This is a genomic window from Photobacterium makurazakiensis (genome assembly GCF_050336715.1).
In the GTDB taxonomy this organism is placed as follows: domain Bacteria; phylum Pseudomonadota; class Gammaproteobacteria; order Enterobacterales; family Vibrionaceae; genus Photobacterium; species Photobacterium makurazakiensis.
The window spans coordinates 1-17,297 of record NZ_JAKJSJ010000036.1 but is presented as its reverse complement, the minus strand read 5'-3'; the positions used below and the strand labels follow the sequence as shown (position 1 = coordinate 17,297).

Genomic DNA, 17,297 nt, shown 5'->3' with positions numbered 1-17,297 from the left:
GTTGGTTCTTTATAATCAGTTACGGCCACGCCACCCGTTGGCATGTGGGAATATGTTGCGATTCCAGCCCCATTTAGGATCTTGGTTCTGTGCATCCCAACGTTCAAACTCTGCTAAAAGACGTTTAACTTGTTCTGGGTGTTTGTCGGCGAGATCGTTTGACTCACTGATATCTTTTGAAATGTTATACAGCTCAGGCTTTGGATTTTTAACCAGCGTGTTATGGATCACAAGCTTCCAATCGTTGTCACGAATTGCACTCTTGTTGATGGTATGCCAGTAAAGGAAGCGCTCATCAATCTCTTTTACTTCACCCGTTAGGAGAGGCAGTAGGTTTTCGCCTTCCAGCTGCCATTCGTCTTGCACTTCAACACCCGCCATTGCAAGAGTTGTCGGTAAGATATCGAGTGAAATCATTGGTGTGTCAATGACTTGATCGGCTGGAACAGTGCCACGCCATGTTATTGTGGTTGGAACTCTTATCCCACCTTCCCAGTAGGTATTTTTATAGCCATTTAATGGCGTATTGAATGACCCGTTACCGTTTGGTTTTCCGCCATTATCAGACATGAAGATGATCATGGTGTTTTCCATGAGATCATGCTCTTCAAGCTTATCAACCATGCGACCTATATTAAGATCCATGTTGTACGTCATCGCGACCATTTTACGGCGCAGCTCATCATCGATATGGGCAAACTTTTCAAGGTCGGATTCTTTGGCTTGCATTGGACCGTGCGATGCATTGAACGGTACATACAAGAAGAAAGGTTCATCTTTATGGCGCTCGATAAAGTTAACAGCTTCGTTACCAAAAATATCGGTTAGGTAGCCATCAAAATCGTCAACTAATTCATCGTTGCGGTGAATAGAAGAGTAGGCTTTCTCTTCGGCATTCTGGTTGTTAAAGCCACTGACAAAATAGTCTGCCGCACCATTATTGAAACCGTAGAACTCATCCCAGCCACGGTTATGTGGCCAGTATTTTTTATCGTCGCCGTCATGAGACTTGCCGATAAATCCTGTTACATAGCCAGCGTCTTGGAAGTAGTTACCAATGGTTTTAGCGCTTAGGTCTAAACCTTGTTCGATGCCTGGTTCACTGACAAATGGCGCGGTATTATCGTGGTAGCCATAGCGTTGTTGATAGCGACCAGTTAGTAGGCCTGCGCGCGACGGGCCACAAACAGAGGCGGTAACATAGCCAGCTGAAAAGATGGCACCTTCAGCAGCGACTTTGTCCATGTACGGCGTAACAATATCTTGGCTTTGGTTTTGAAAGCCCATATCGGCGTAGCCAATATCATCAACAAAAATGAATAGAACGTTAGGTTGTTGCTGAATCGGTTCTACTGATGTATCGGCAAGTGCTGGGCCGCTAATAGCGGTAGCCAGTGCCAGCGTGAGCCCATGCTTTTTAAACGCAGATTTCATTATATTCAGTCCTAAAATAGAATGAGAAAACGGCCATTTAGAATGGCCGTTGGAAAGGGAGAATCAGTGTTTATTTAGCGTCTGGATTCATCACAATCTTTATATCCGCAAGGCTATATATAAGCCCTGATAGATTTGAAAAGTCTGCCTCTCCGTCTGTATTGGTTTGCTCAATATGGGTAACCAATTTTTCTACATATTGCAATGCATTAAGTGAAACTGTTTCAGCACCACTATTAACGTTTGTTTTGGTGAACAGATCGCGTAAAGGAATACTAATATGGTGAACTTCTGTCTGTTCGGCTCCTGCCTGTGTCAGGTTGTAAGACACAGTTTCAGAGTTTCCGTACCCGCCAGCTGGAAGGCCTGGTGTTGGCTCACCATCTGTATTAACGGCAGGAGATTCCAGTGATAGTACAAGCTTTAGATCACCAGTTGGGACTGTAGCTGTGCCTGGAATAAAGAATGCCATCTGTAGTTCGCCTTTATCTAAATAATGGCTCATATCAAGGCGTGGTTGATCCATATTACCGAGTTCGCCATCAATGATAAACGTCAGCGTACTGCGTCGATTAGGATCAAATTTATCATCGTATGAAATACCGCGGAATCGTATTGCTCCCTCGTGAGTACCACCATGCTCCCAGCTTCCTGGGTTTGATTGCATTGACGAGCCTCGCATTACGCGGAATTCCTCGGTCTTTCCTTGAGCTTCCCATTCTCCATTAACACGAGTTTCTATGTTGAGAACTGTAACATCGTCAGTCAATATTTCGCTGTTGTTATTATTCAAACAACCTTGAACATTGTTTGTGCCGACCACTTCAGGTACTGAATTAGACGCTAGGCGAGCTTGACTGAATTCATACTCAATCGCCCCTTCGCTTTCGATGCCCATAGCAAAATCAACACCACCTAGATCTAGCCCTTGGTCAACAAAACAGCTCAGTGGTACGCGGATCCATTGTGCAGTCCCCGTTTCAGTTACAGCGGCAGCTGCCATTGCACTTGTGATATCAATACTATGGGTATTATTACCATTACCCATGGTTAGCATAACTTTGTTGCGTTCTTCGCCTTCACCGATATCGTAATGTTTTGTCTGAACGTAGAATTGAACTGTACCGCCTTGGCCGTCGACACTGTTGTTGGCCGCAGTAATGTCATATTCTTTATTAGCTTTGAATACAAGCGAAGCTTTATCTTCACTGACTTTTACTGTTAGTGGTTCTATACTCTGGAAATTACCTGTTACTTGGATATTTTCAAGAGAAGCATTTTCTTGGCCATCAACATCACCTTCCATATCGTGCTTATCAACAGCCGCCATAATATAAGGGCTGGTGTGTACTTTTGGGTCATTATGGTAGAGCGGTACCTGAGCCGTTAACTTTGAACCTGTCGCACCGCCATGACCGTCACCGCTGTAATCGTAGTCATCACTTAAACAACCGGTAAGGGCTACGGTTGAAGCCATCATTAAAGCTAAAGTGGATTTTTTAAAAGTCATTGTAGGGAGCCTTATAAAATTTTTGTTAGAATTTGAAATTAGCTTTTAGATGCATTGAAACGGCGTAGATCTTCACGACTCACAATCGTTCGTAGGTTCTGTTGGTATGCGCGAAAGTGTGGTTTTCTTGCTTCTTTAAAACCGTCAGTGCCACGACCGTGCTCTTGAATAAGCTGTGCGTTTACTTTTGCCATGTCTGCTTTGTACTGCTTGATTTTGTCTGCATCATCTTGAGACAACGTTAAGAAAACTTGCAGTTCGTGAACTTCAGAAGAGATGCGTTTTTGATCTCTATAAGATAAGTCATCAAATGCGATTGCTTGGCTAGACATCATTAGTAATAAAGCAGTAGAACAAGTAACGATTGTTTTCTTCATGGCGTAAGTCTCCGAGACTATCTTGTCATATAAACGTTTCAATACAGCGATGGGTGAAACATACCGAAGTTGGTTAAACGGTTCAATAATATGAAGCACAAGAATAAGGAATATGGCCGTATTTTCCTTGAATATGTGATGTAACTCTTATTCGCACACCGCTTTAAATAAATATTGAGTTAATTATAAATAGAACTTTTATCGCTAAAGCATATATGTGCCCATCTGCATTATAAATATAGGGAATAAAAACGTTATGCGTATAAGTCATTGATTTTAAATGACCTGGATATATTATCGGTAAAGTTTTAATGTGACGTGACTCATATTGTCAGAAATTATATTGATTGCTGTTATATAAACTTTGTATGTTTTTTTCTGTAAAATCAGTACTTTATTTATCAAATGTGATTTATTGACATAGATTGACATTCATGTCGAAACGTTTATCTTACACTCATTCATTTGGAGTCAAGCGCATAAGAGATTTACTTTTATGTTTAAAATACAAATAACGTATGACACCAAATTCAAAATCATAAATAACTTTAATTTACCGATACGTGAGCAGGGTTAAAATGAAGAAGACATTGGTTTTAAGCATAGGGACATTGTTGCTTTCTAGTGGAGCTATAGCGTCACAAGTCGATTCAAGTTCATATCAGATAGATATGGATGGGGATATAGATACAATTCAAGTTCGATCTGGTGAAAGTTCAAGTGCTAGCCAACGTCGTACAAACTTCTTTACTGGTTTGGTATATAACGAAGCGGTATTTGACCGTGCGCCAAAACGCTCATCGTATCGTTTTGTTTATTTAGATGGCTCAACTCGAATAAATGAAAACTTTCGATTCCGTCATGTATTGTCGGAGTCTTGGGTAAAAGAAGACAAAAGAGATAAAACAAAAGACGGTCGTGTAAGCTTTACGCTTGCACCACGTTATGAGCAGTGGGTAAACCCAAATGTTAGCTGGTTTGCTGAACCTGTCTATATTCGCCAGGCTGAAGCTCAAGGTACAGCGACGCAAGAACTAAAATTGAAACCCGGTGTACAGTTTACATTTGGCCAGCATTTTATTTCGACCACGGGTGACTATCAATTTAAGTGGCGTGAACGTTACGACCGTAGTGTTCATAGAGATAGCAAAAACTGGCAAGGTTACTCAGCTGATGTGAACTATGTTTACCGCTACAGCCCACAAGTCAACTTCGGTGCGAGTGCTTCGTATAACGGTACAACGGATCATAGTGATTATGAGACTCGCCGTAAAAGTTATAATGTAAAACCATTCGTTCGCTTTAAGCATTTTTACGATATCACGACTGAAATGAGTACTGTAATCGGTCATGAAGAAAGTGGTCAACATTGGAACGGATATGATTATGTTAAATTTAACATTAATAACAACAAACGTATAAATTCTAACTTACGTATGGTTGCTAACTTCCAGTATGGTGATAATAAACGCCACTCACCAGCGGGTGTCACTGACTACAGTGGCGGTGATAAGCAAGAAATGCAGGTTCGTGTTGGATTTAATATTACCTTGTAAGTAAGTGTAAAAATAAAAAGGGGTTAAAGCCCCTTTTTATTTATGGTTAATATAATTTCATCTTTATAAATACAACTTTATATTGAGCTTGATGTTTTCACCCAACTAAATGTTCTTTTTAATAAACATCTTACATATAGCCTGAAATATAACGTTACTTTTTTGATCGTATAAGGTTAAGGAATAAGCTGTATTTATAGCGTGGAATATTACAAACGCAATTTAGTTGTCAAAAGTATTTCATTTTATGTATAAAGAAGTTTTACATTTATACTGTTGCTTTCAAAATAATGGGCACAGTTACACTGTCTGCTTTCGGTCTCAAATAACCAATATTTTTTTTGTATTACGCTTGCGCATCCTTCTTTCGTACTAACTTCACAAAAAATGACGCGTAATTTGAATGTGCTAGTTGAAACGTTTATATTGATTTTCTCGTAGTCAATACGCCACACATTTTAGCCGTTTTCTTTCGTTTTTCTCTTAGCTGATTTTTTGGTTTGACCATTTTTATTCACATAATTAATTGATATAACACAATAAATAGGTTTACCTCTAATTATGAATTTTCAATACTCTACCTTAGTCAAAGGACTTGGCGTGTTGTTAGCAACAAACACGGCCATGGCTCAATCAGCAGAAGCTGCAACAGAACGAACAGGTCAGTCAGAGCAACCAAACATCGTTTTTATCTTTTCTGATGATCATTCAAATCGAGCGATTAGTGCATATGGTTCAGATCTTGTCCAAACGCCAAATATTGATCGAATTGCTAATGAAGGCGCAATCTTCGAGAACACTTTTGTTGTGAATTCTATCTGCCAGCCGAGTCGTGCATCGATCTTGACGGGTAAGCATTCTCATCAAAATGGTGTTATTGACAATACATCTCGTTGGAACCCCAATCAGCTGATTTACCCGCACCTGTTAGAAGAAGCGGGTTACGACACGGCATTGATTGGTAAGTGGCACATGAAACCAACACCGGTTAATGAGTTTGGTTACTCGTTTGTCTTAAATGGTGCTGGTGGTCAAGGTACTTATTACCAACCAGAATTTATCGATCAGAAAGGCAAGAAAACCGTTTTAAATGGTTACTCAGCTGACTTGATCACCGATCTATCTATTGACTGGATCGATGAACATAAAGACGCGGATAATCCTTTCCTTATTAAGGTTCAGTTTAAGGCGCCACATACACCACGTCGTCCAGCACTTCGCCACCTAACAACGTTTAAAGATCATGTGTTCCCTGAGCCTGCAACCCTGCATGATGATTACACTACTCGTGGTGAACATGCTCAAAAAGCGTGGATGCAAATGTATGGTATGGGAGACGTTGGCATTAATGCTTTCCCACCTGCGGCAACCACGCCAGAACTTGCTAAGATCCGTGAAGAATGGTTAGCAAAAATGACGCCGCGTGAGCGTCGTGTCTTTAATCAATGGATGAATCGCATGTCTAAAGAGCAACGTGACGCATGGCACGAAGCTTATGATGACATTAACGTTGAACATTGGGAGCTGCTTAAGAAACCTGAGTACCAACGTAGTCGTGCTAACCTAACAACAGAGCAAAGAGCAACGCGTTTAAGTCATATGTATCAGCGTTTTATGCGTGACTATGCCGCAACTGTGTTAGGCATTGATGAAAACGTAGGTCGAATTTTAGATTACCTAGAAGAGCAGGGCTTAGCTGAAAATACGATTGTCGTTTACAGTTCAGATCAAAGCTTCTTCATTGGTGAGCATGGTTGGGCAGAAAAGCGTTACATGTATGAAGAAGGCATGAAAATGCCGTTCATGATCCGCTGGCCAGCTCAAATCGAAGCGGGTCAACGTCCAGCGGCAATGATCCAAAATATTGACTTTGGGCCAACATTCCTCGAGTCAGTTGGCTTACCTGTACCAGAAGAGATGCAAGGTATGTCATTTAAAGGCGTACTGGATGGTAAAATAAGCACGAGTGAGTGGCACAAAAAGCGTGAAGCGGTTTATTACCACTACTACATGGAAGGCGGCCACAATGTACCTCGGCACGATGGTGTGAGAACTGAGCGTTACAAGCTAATTGACTTCTATTCTCAGAATAAAGGTGAAGGCTGGTTAGAGTTGTACGATTTAGATGAAGATCCGAACGAAATAAACAACGTGTATGAAAATGCTGATTACACCGACGTTCGAGCCGCTATGCACAAGCGCCTAGAAGAAGCTCGTGCCAAATACGAAGTGCCTGCTGATGTATTTGAAGTACCTTATCCGTACATGCACAGACGTGAACGGAAAGCTCTGGGTTTAATTAAATAGTAATACATCTACCTGCACCTAAATTAGCGAGGGCTTTATGCCCTCGTTCTTTGTTTCTATTGCAAGGTTTCTACACACAATATCTCCCACTATAAACGCAGTGTTTATAAGTGCGATGTATCTAAACGTAAATATCTATTAGTAATAAATAAGAAAAGCACTTTTGCCGTGACCTGAAGCACACAATAAAAAACTGAAGATTGCACCTAGAGTCGAAACGTTTATATTGAGTGCCAAGTGTTACCCATTTTGATGCTTTGGATCTTGTTAACGCATCGGTTTTATTACCTGAGCTTGCAATACATCAGCATCCCTTTTGAAGTTGAAGGAATAGAAATGAAAAAGAAGTTAGCTGCGCTGCTAGTTGGAGCAATGTTACTACCAGGTATGGCATTTGCTGAAACGGTAAAAAATGAAACCGTAATCAGCGAAGCGGTGAAAAGTGATCAAGAGATCATTGATAGCCTATACCGTGGTGGCTATGCCTACTGGCAGCAACTACGTAATGAAAACGGCACTTATGAAGATAAACTGTTTCTAAATGGTGACCGTAGTTATGTTGGCTCTATTGCTAACTCTGGTATGGGTTTAGTTGCTCTAACCATTGGCCATGCAAATGGTTGGGAACCAGAAGCTGAACAACTTGCTTTGCAAACGTTGCGTAAGTTAGCTGGTCAAGATCCTGAGTTTACAGTTCCACAGAACGCGACAAATACTTTTATCCATTTCTACAACACTCAAACGGGTGAAGCCGTTGGTGATGACTGGAGTCCAGTTGATAGTGCGATTATGATGTATGGCGCACTATTTGTTAAAAACTACTTCAGTGAAAACGAAGAAATCGCCAAGCTTGCTGACTTTTTATATCGAAACACCGATTTAACAGATTATATTGCCGATGTAAGAACCGGTCGTATTTATCTAGCTCAACATACCGATGGCACATTTAAGCCACATCGAACCAAAGCATTTAATGAATATATGCTAGTTGCCGGGCTTGCTAACCAGCAAGCTGATGATCTGAAAAATGCTTCTAATGCAGCAAACGCAAAGAAATTTTGGGATATTTGGTATTCAACAACTAAGTTCTTACCTGTAGCTGAATATAATGGTATTCCGGTTCTTTCAGAAGGTAAGACGTGGTTTACGTCGCAATTTAATTTCTTATTCAATAATTACTTAATGCATGACTTTTCTAATAATCCAGAATTTGTTACAGCATTAGAAAATTCAGCCAATGCGGATTATGCATTCTGGCGCGATGTCGATGTTGAAGGTGTTGAATTACAAGAATATGAGTGGGGCAGTGGTGCTGGTTCATGCCCTAATGGTTATTGTGTAGACCGATTCCATTTTAAAGGTGATCGTCAGTTTAACCATAACTTAATGGTTTCACCGCATATTTTAGCTGGCTACATTCCATTTGTTGAACGGGCTAAAGATGATTTAATTGCAACATATCGTGATAACTCTCTAAATGCGAAGCATGAATTAGAGGGCGGTTATGAAATTTTATGGCGTTATAGCCATGACCAACCAGAATGGAAAGCAGAATTTATTGAAGGTGTTGATTTCTCTACATTTTTGTTTGGCTTGGCTGCTATGCCAGAGCATTTAGGAATGGACTTCTTTAATAAATATAATAACTACTTTGAGTAGTTATACGTTTTAGGTTATTCCCGCGTTTAGATGTTTTATTGTTACCTCTCATCACTATTGATGAGAGGTTTTTTTATTTGCGAAATTGCTTTTTATATAATTTTAATAAAAGCAATTTATTATGATGTGATATGTTTCATATGGCATATTTAATTATCTTAAATTTTTATTAATGAGATAACTTAACCTCCATCACATTTTAGATGGATGCAATTGACGAAACTTGTCGAAACGTTTATATTTCAGTTGTGAAAAGGATGGATATTAACTTCACAGCGATTAATTTGTCAGGAGGTCCTGTTATTAATCTGAATAGCTTGTGCWTGGATATAGCATATGAGCATGGTTTTATCGCAAGGCGTTAAAGTTACAAATGGTTTGAAATAATCAAGCTGTTTATTTTTATATTAGGCAAGGACAATATGAATATTAAACGCTCAACCCTTTCTAAAGGGATCGGCTTACTGTTAGCTTCTTCTGCAATGACAAGTGTTGCAGCTGAACAAGAAAGACCAAACATCTTATTTATTTTCTCTGATGACCATGCTAATCAGGCTATCAGTGCTTATAACCCGACACTTGGCCAAACACCAAACATTGACCGAATTGCCAATGAAGGTGCGATTTTTGAGCGTGCCTTTGTAACTAACTCTATTTGTCAGCCAAGTCGTGCATCAGTAATGACGGGTAAGCACTCTCATAAAAATGGCGTGCTTGATAACAGTTCTCGTTGGAATCCAAACCAAGTTATCTTCCCTAAAATTATGGAAGAAGATGGTTATGATACTGCTCTAATTGGTAAGTGGCACATGCACCCAACACCAGTTAATGAGTTTGGATACTCGCTAGTATTGAATGGCGCAGGTGGTCAAGGTACTTATTACAATCCTGAATTTATTGATCAGGAAGGTAAAACCCAAGTGATTGAAGGTTATTCGACAGACCTTATTACTGATATGTCACTAGATTGGCTTGAAGAATCTTGGGAAGAAGATAAGCCTTTCTTATTGAAGGTTCAATATAAAGCGCCTCATACTCCACGTCGTCCACCTGCTCGTCACATGGACACCTTCATGGATCATAACTTCCCGATCCCTGACACTCTGTTTGATGATTACAAAACCCGTGGTGAACATGCTGAAAATGCATGGATGCAACTTTACGGTATGACACCGGTTGGCATTAATGCTTTCCCACCTGCACCGACAACACCTGAAAAAGCGCGTGTTCGTGAAGAGTGGATTAAGAGCATGGATGGTGATCAGCGCTGGCACTTTGATCAGTGGATGAATCGTCTCAATGACGAGCAAAAAGCGGCATTCCATGAAGCATACGATGACGCCAACGTAGAGTACTGGGAAAAGATGAAAGATCCTATGTACAAGCGTCGTTGGGGCGATGTACCTCGAGATCAGAAAGTAGCACGTACAGAGTACATGTATCAGCGTTTCATGCGTGATTACATGGCAACAGTATTAACTATCGACGAGAACGTTGGTCGAATTCTAGATTACCTAGATGAATCAGGTCTTGCTGAAAACACCATCGTTGTTTATAGCTCAGATCAGAGTTTCTTCATCGGTGAACATGGTTGGGCAGAAAAGCGCTACATGTATGAAGAAGGCTTTAAAATGCCATTCATGATCCGTTGGCCTGGACACATTGCACCTGAGCAACGTCCACAAGCGATGATCCAGAATATGGACTTCGGCCCTACTTTCCTTGATGCCGTCGGTTTGAAAGCACCAGAAGAGATGCAAGGTCTTTCTTTCCTAGATGTACTTACAGGTAAAGTGAGCGATAAAGAGTGGGAAGAGAAACGCCCTGTTGTTTACTACCACTACTACATGGAAGGTGCACACAATGTACCGCGCCACGATGGTGTACGTAGTGATCGCTATAAGCTGATTGACTTCTACTCGCAGAACAAAGGTGAAGGTTACTTAGAGCTTTATGATTTGGTTACCGATCCAAATGAAGTAAACAACGTTTATGAAAGCGCTGATTACAAAGAAGTTCGCGAAATGATGCATAAAGAGCTAGATAAAGCGCGTGCTGATTACGAAGTACCTGCTGATGTGTTTACACCGCCGTATCCGTACATGAACCGTCAAGAGCGTAAGGAATTAGGTTTTTAAGCCAAAATTCTAGTCTTCTACGAGTTTTAAAAGCCACCGATGGTGGCTTTTTTTATGGGTTATATTCAGAGAGACTTGGGGGAACGGTATATCTATGAGCACACAAACCACGATCTTGCATTGGCCGTGATATAGGCTTCGCGATGCCACTCAATTCTTTCCCAGGCAGGCGCAATACGAATATCGCCTTTTAATTTTTCTGTTGCCATAACCTTTACCATGCCGTTGTTTACACTGTAAACCTGCCCTCGATAGGTAAAACCATGTGGTGAATTATTGGGGTGGTCATAAATACACACAGTAGCGCCGATGTTGGAATAGATAAAATTACTTTCATCGCTCCAGGTATTGACAGTATTCGTTGAAACGGGGGGTGCATAAAGGGGAGACATTGCCGCCGCAGGCGCAGTTAGTACCCGGTGTGGTGTGTATGGTTGATAGCCGAGAACTTGCGAGGCTTGGTACCATTCATTGATTGATGCCGTCGTATTTTCAACCGTTTTTAATGTGACGAAAGGCCCATCAAGACATAAATCCGCCCATAATGCCGTACTAGATATTCGAGCAGAAAAGAGTGGTCGTTCATCAAAGGTATTGGCTGCGGTAACGCACCATGCGCCTGACGGTTGGTCAATTAATTGCCCTGTATTAGCCTCGCACACGCGTTTAGCAAGTGCTAGATATTCTGCAATGTCTTCCGCTGCGTTTTGTTCGCTTGTTGAGCAGTATCGATAGGTAAATGAGTAGGCGTTTTTGGGATAAAATAACCCTTTATCAACAACAGCACCACTGCTGCGTATTTCATTTAATGAGATAAAACTTTGGGTTGAGTCGTAAAAGCTGTATTCCCCCGTTTTACGTACAGTAGAGTCAGGGGTAGAACTACAACCAATTAATATCATGCTAAGGCAAGTGGAAAGTACTGTGGTGGTGGCTGAACGAATACGCATACAACACGCTACCTTAGATTCAAATTCGAATAGTAATAAGTATATAGCGTGCTGGTGTGGCTGGTTGAAAAATGTGCTTGATTTTTACAACATAAAAACAGTGTTTATTTTCTGCTGTGGTGACGGTATAGCGCTTTATTATTAATAATCAAGGCACCGTTAGTTTTCCTGTTAAATATAATTGTGAGAAAAGCTCCATTTGGAGCTTTTTTAAATATTTGTACACCAATACTTAGCACCCATCGTAAAACTTACGAAAGTGCAGCCCACCTATATACACAACATCGTCACCATCTTGACTTGAGGCCGAGGTTGAAATATGAACAAAACAGTTTTTAGTTCTTAACTCTTCAAATGTAAGATCTCTATCTGCTTGGTAAATAAACACACTCTTTAAATCCGAGTTGCTGTCCGCCTTATTTAAAGTAAAGAGCTTGAAGTCATTAGCATCCATGGCATTTTTAATATTATCAGGATGCAAATTGATGTGGCCTGCTTCAATGTACACGTCTGTTGATGGTACGAGTGTTTTATAGGGGGCTGCTTCAATGCCATATATCATGGCCTTACCAATGATTATTTCGTCTGCTGCTTTAAATGCGCCAAGAAAACCATCAAGCGTAGCTATTCGGGCATCAGATTGCAGGTTCATAAAACGCGGCGCTGCAGTAACAGCAAGGATACCGAGGATGACAATCACAACGACCATCTCTATGAGTGTGAAGCCTTTGTTTTTCATGTACTTACTTACCAGTGTCAATTAATTGACTCTCACTATACAGGTTGAAGATAAAAAGTGAACACTGTTTTCTATTGATTGGTTAAATGGTAACCAAAATGTGCTCATATACCTTATTAATCTGTGAGGGGAGAGGTATTTTTACGGTGAAAGCTTCTGAGGTTGGGTTTTTATACGCATTCTTTATAGCTGGCTTCTTTAGAATAAAATGAATAAAGAGATCGACACAATATGTGTAGATCTCTTTCAGTGTTATGGTAAAACTCTTCGAATCACTATTGAAGAGTGTTTGAAACCCCCTTTTTATAGTACGTGGGCAGAGGCACTTTCATTGGCTGGGGTATTTATAACAATGTAGCTAAGCATAATACCGTTTATTTTTTTCTTCTTTGCTTGCATCGCGGTATTGTTGACGAAAATTGTATCGTATTCCCCGTAAAAGCGTGCTTCCCAAGTTAACGCTTGATCTGAAGTATTGGTGATTTCAGTATGGTTTAAACCTTCATGACGAACTTTAAGCTCATGCTCTCCCATTGGTAAGTACTCCACCTCTAACCATTCAACATCTTGTGGTAAGTGAGAGGCGGTAACGATGCGATTGTCTGCGGCATTGGGCTCAATACCCATTAAACCTTCGATAGTATTTGAAATAAAGGTGAATGAAATTTCAGGGTAGTCACCATTGGTACCTTGCGTCGGGCGTTCATGTGGCAAGTCTTTTTTATTGATGATGTAGTTCATCCACTTCCACGCTTCCTCGTTACGGTTATACGGGAAGTAAGTTTCAGGGATATAGGTGTAAGCCTCAATATTGTTTGGCGCCTCTGGCGTTGAGCCAATGCCATCACCGAGGTTTAATGATATAAAGTCGAGATAATTATCATTTCGTACACCCGGTTCAGTAATGAGTTTCATCGGCATGAACCAGCTGTTTTCTTTACCAAAATCATTTAACCGAAGGCCATCTTTTTGGATAATATTGACGTAGTTATCTAATGGCTTATTAGGGTCTTTAATGCTCCACTCTTCATTAAAGAACTGTTTCAAATCATCCGCTTTTTCAGCCCACTCAAGAGCGGCATCTGTTTCGCCACGTGCTGTAAGCATGGCGGCATACGAGACCGTTGCTTGGTACTGGGAACCTATACCATCTCCCGCTTCAATTGGGAATTCGCCACGCTCATTGTATGTGGCAGAACCTTCAAATATGCCACCATAGCCTTCTGCGATGCCATTGGGTTCTTGATCGTCATGTAATTCGATGTAGTCAGTGAGCACCTTGGTATAGAAAGTCCATAACTCTTCATCTTCGATATATCGTCGGTCACCTGTCCATAAAAATTGTTCGTAGGCTTTTTCAACAAACTCGAACTGGGCGGGAACTTCACGGACAAAGTACTCATCATGGTGATAATCAATTGTGTGTGGTGTGCCATCGAAATTAATCGCCCACAAGGTATACCATTTGCGTTGTTCGGTAGAGTGACGAGCAAATGTTTTGAACATCGAGAAATTTTCAGGTGCGAGTCCTGCTAGCCATGCCCCTGATGCTTGGTGAAGGAAGTCACGTGAATAGAAGGCCGTTCGATCAAAATACCCGGCCCAGTACGATGGGATATAATCAGCTCGACCACTGCCATCATTATTGTTTTCATCTCGGTTTACGAGGCCATTTTTGCCAGTCATGACAAACTGGTTGGTTTTCTCGATTGCCCAGTTGAATGAATCTTCTAAATTTTTATTGGAAGAGCTAATCGTCACCTCTTTATCTTTGACGGTTGCAGTTGCGGTCCAGTTTTCGGTGTTCCCTTTTTTGTCGGTAACAGCAATCGTAACAGGGTTGGTGAAGTTTAGTTGATCGCCATTACCAACTGATGCATAGCTATCAGGCGAGATTGAGATATTGGCGACTTCTAAGTTAGTGATGTCAGTACCATAAGGTACAGCAAACTCGACTGTTCGGTTGTCACGATGAATACCGGCCATTCCCGTTTGCTCAGATACGGAAAAATTAATCACTTGGTTAAAAGGCGGTTGTTTGTTCTTTTTTGATTTGATGAGTTCAACGTTATCAATGCTGACAGCGCTGCCATCAGAACCAGCAAAGAAAACATTCAACGTCTCACCTTTTTCAAGTGGGATATGTTTCAGCGTGACTTGTTTATATTTTTTTTGCTTAGGGATCGATTTAGATACTAGCAAGTCATTGTGTAAGTTTTTCAAACCTAGCTGCCCCCCTTTTTCAGGGCTTAATACATAGGCTGATAAGTCGTAATAAGCGGTTTCTGGTACATTAATCGTTTGGCTAATATGATGATCAGAGCCGATAGCGATACGGCCGCGATAAGTACCTTCATAAGCGTTATCGCTGCGAATATTGGCGAAATGATAGTGCCACCCTAATCCTTTATCTTCAAACCCAGGATTAGAGATAATATTGTTATTTTGCGGGGAATTGGCGAAACTACTTGTCGATATCAGGATGGTTGAAAGTACTGCTGCAAGGTAATGCTTCTTCATGCTTAGCCTCATGTATTGGATGTGAAATATTGTTGCTTGAAATACAGTGAGGGTGACTTCTTATCTTTATGATTTCCCGCACTGGTGATACACGGCACATCATTACATGTTGAAATCGCTTACATCGTCACGATTAACGTTTAGGTTGTCCTGTTTCCTAAGATCTTGGAAGGTTGAGGGGAGTGAATATAATAAAGTTGGGATCAACATCGATGATAGGCATATATACATTGAGCAGTGATGAGGATCATTTTGGGGGAGTGCGAAACAGTGAGGATCCTATTCCGTAAGTTCCGTTTTCACTGCTCGCACATATCGCAATAAGTTACTGGCTAAGTGGCAAGCTAGCACCTAAAAGTGCAAATATACCGCCACAGCTTTTGTTAAATATCTTACCTTTACGTTCTAGCCAAGGACGCAATGTATAAGCCGTGCAAGCCAGTAAGTATTCGACGCAAAATTCAACCACAGCAAATGTTGCAGCCATAACAAAGAACTGTTGAAGCAAAGAATGATCGGGTGACATGAACTGCGGTAAAAACGCACCGAAGAACAGCAATACTTTGGGATTAGAAACTGCGGCAAGTGCTCCCTGTCGAAATAAACTGAGGTTACTTCTGTGATCCTCGGCTTTCAATTCACCGATTTGAATACTAGGGCTGCGCCATAGTTGGACGCCGAGGTAAATTAAGTACCCTCCGCCAACCCACTTAAATACCGTTAATGCTTGTGAAGATGCCAGCATGACCGCACCAATGCCAAACATAGACAGTGCTATTAATATGACAAAGCCAGATATCCCACCTGAAATGGTCGCGAGGGCTTTTTTCTTGCCATACATTGCACCATGGCTTAGTGCGAGAAGTCCGTTAGGGCCAGGGGCAAAAGCAAGACCAGTTACAGCGAATAGATAGAGAAGCCAAGTCTCGAATGACATAGAGCACCTTAGGGTTATTTTATAGGTTAATGACAGCAGTATAGGGGGAAGACGGTAATATATTAGGGTGTTAATTGGACTACATAAGGTACAATTCGGACATGATTAAAAGTTAATACTTTAGGTGATGTTCATGGCGCAATTACAGAGTAAAGCTGATGTACGGTTTCTATTATTGCCATTACCTGAATTCAATATGCTGCCGTTTGGTGGTTTTCTCGACAAGTTACGCTTTTCCGCCGATGACGAAGATTATAGCCAGCAACGCTACTGCCAATGGATTGTCGCGGGGCTAGAAGCGGGAGCGATTGTGTCAAGCAGTGCCATTACGGTTGAGGCTGAGTACGCTCTGTCTGAGGTGGAGTTTGATGAGTATGACTACTTGGTTGTATTCGGTGGTCGTAGTGCTCAATCGAGTATGCAGCTTGCTGAAAGTTACCAGCCATTATTACGTAAGGCCGCATTGAAAGGGGTAACCTTAGTTAGCGTGGATAATGCATGTTTCTTATTTGCTGCCGCAGGGCTACTAAAAGGAAAAAATGTCGCTGTACATTGGCGTCACGCTCAGGAGTTCAGTAGCGAATTTCCTGATATTACGATCCAGCCTGAGCAGCTGTATTGTATTGATGGAAAAAGAGTGAGTTGTGCTGGTGGGACAGCAGCTATTGAACTTGCCGTTGAATTGCTATCTCGTCATTGCGGAAAGACTAAAGCGCTAAAAGGGTTGGCTGATATGCTGGTGGACGAAGCTCGGGAGCAGCATCATCACTTGAAGTCATTAAAAGAAGATAAGCAAACTGAGGCGTATGTCAGCCGTCATGTTAGACGTGCTATAGGCTTAATGCGACAACATTTAGCACATAATGAGACTGTTGAGAGTATCGCTGCAAAACTTGGTATTAGTCGGCGTCAATTAGATCGACTTTTTTTTCAAGGGTATCGTCAAACAGCGAAAGATTATTGGTTAGCAATGAAAATGAATCATGCTAAATGGCGTTTAATCAACTCTACAAAGAGCTTACAGCATATCTCTGAAGAAATAGGGATCTCTGATGTAAGTTACTTCTGCAAAGCATTTAAGCGCCATTTCGGAACCACACCTAATACGCTACGTAAATATTAAAATAATGAATAAACCTTTGAGAAGGATTACTCTATTAATAATAAGAG

General features: G+C 41.1%; 12 protein-coding genes. 5 read left to right on the top strand and 7 right to left on the bottom strand.

Features of this window, described 5'->3' with window-relative positions; genetic code table 11:
- Positions 1 to 15: 15 nt before the first annotated feature.
- The 3 genes from L4D09_RS16705 to L4D09_RS16695 all read right to left on the bottom strand — a co-directional run bounded on the left by L4D09_RS16705 (position 16) and on the right by L4D09_RS16695 (position 3,321).
- Positions 16 to 1,434 carry a sulfatase-like hydrolase/transferase gene (locus L4D09_RS16705; protein WP_428458648.1) on the bottom strand — a complete coding sequence of 473 codons (1,419 nt, stop codon included), beginning with the start codon at positions 1,432 to 1,434 and terminating at the stop codon, positions 16 to 18.
- A 70-nt stretch (positions 1,435 to 1,504) separates the two neighbouring features.
- Positions 1,505 to 2,944 carry a putative glycoside hydrolase gene (locus L4D09_RS16700; RefSeq protein WP_428458647.1) on the bottom strand — a complete coding sequence of 480 codons (1,440 nt, stop codon included), beginning with the start codon at positions 2,942 to 2,944 and terminating at the stop codon, positions 1,505 to 1,507.
- A 38-nt stretch (positions 2,945 to 2,982) separates the two neighbouring features.
- A complete protein-coding gene (locus L4D09_RS16695) occupies positions 2,983 to 3,321 on the bottom strand; it encodes a hypothetical protein (protein ID WP_428458646.1) in 339 nt (112 codons plus the stop codon).
- Positions 3,322 to 3,899: 578 nt separating this feature from the next.
- Here L4D09_RS16695 and L4D09_RS16690 point away from each other — a divergent pair.
- The 4 genes from L4D09_RS16690 to L4D09_RS16675 all read left to right on the top strand — a co-directional run bounded on the left by L4D09_RS16690 (position 3,900) and on the right by L4D09_RS16675 (position 10,981).
- Entirely contained in the window at positions 3,900 to 4,877 is a 978-nt protein-coding gene (locus L4D09_RS16690) for a hypothetical protein (RefSeq protein WP_428458645.1), read from the top strand.
- A gap of 561 nt (positions 4,878 to 5,438) precedes the next feature.
- Positions 5,439 to 7,184, top strand: a complete 1,746-nt coding sequence (locus L4D09_RS16685; RefSeq protein ID WP_428458644.1) for a sulfatase family protein — start codon at positions 5,439 to 5,441, stop codon at positions 7,182 to 7,184.
- Between the two features lie 336 nt (positions 7,185 to 7,520).
- Complete coding sequence (locus tag L4D09_RS16680; protein WP_428458643.1) at positions 7,521 to 8,843, top strand: hypothetical protein; 1,323 nt, start codon at positions 7,521 to 7,523, stop codon at positions 8,841 to 8,843.
- 422 nt (positions 8,844 to 9,265) lie between these two features.
- Positions 9,266 to 10,981 (top strand): sulfatase family protein, encoded by a 1,716-nt coding sequence (locus L4D09_RS16675; protein ID WP_428458642.1) that lies wholly within the window; start codon positions 9,266 to 9,268, stop codon positions 10,979 to 10,981.
- A gap of 92 nt (positions 10,982 to 11,073) precedes the next feature.
- Here L4D09_RS16675 and L4D09_RS16670 read toward each other — a convergent pair whose 3' ends face one another.
- From L4D09_RS16670 to L4D09_RS16655, 4 genes are all read right to left on the bottom strand, one after another.
- Positions 11,074 to 11,931: a hypothetical protein gene (locus tag L4D09_RS16670; protein ID WP_428458641.1), complete on the bottom strand. Its 858-nt coding sequence runs from the start codon at positions 11,929 to 11,931 to the stop codon at positions 11,074 to 11,076.
- A 232-nt stretch (positions 11,932 to 12,163) separates the two neighbouring features.
- Positions 12,164 to 12,670, bottom strand: coding sequence for a type II secretion system protein (locus tag L4D09_RS16665; protein ID WP_428458640.1), 507 nt, complete (start codon positions 12,668 to 12,670; stop codon positions 12,164 to 12,166).
- 303 nt (positions 12,671 to 12,973) lie between these two features.
- Positions 12,974 to 15,190, bottom strand: coding sequence for a glucosidase family protein (locus tag L4D09_RS16660; protein WP_428458639.1), 2,217 nt, complete (start codon positions 15,188 to 15,190; stop codon positions 12,974 to 12,976).
- A 325-nt stretch (positions 15,191 to 15,515) separates the two neighbouring features.
- Positions 15,516 to 16,127 (bottom strand): LysE family translocator, encoded by a 612-nt coding sequence (locus L4D09_RS16655; RefSeq protein WP_428458638.1) that lies wholly within the window; start codon positions 16,125 to 16,127, stop codon positions 15,516 to 15,518.
- Positions 16,128 to 16,260: 133 nt separating this feature from the next.
- Here L4D09_RS16655 and L4D09_RS16650 point away from each other — a divergent pair, with 133 nt between their 5' ends.
- Positions 16,261 to 17,250: a GlxA family transcriptional regulator gene (locus tag L4D09_RS16650; RefSeq protein WP_428458637.1), complete on the top strand. Its 990-nt coding sequence runs from the start codon at positions 16,261 to 16,263 to the stop codon at positions 17,248 to 17,250.
- Positions 17,251 to 17,297 lie beyond the last annotated feature (47 nt).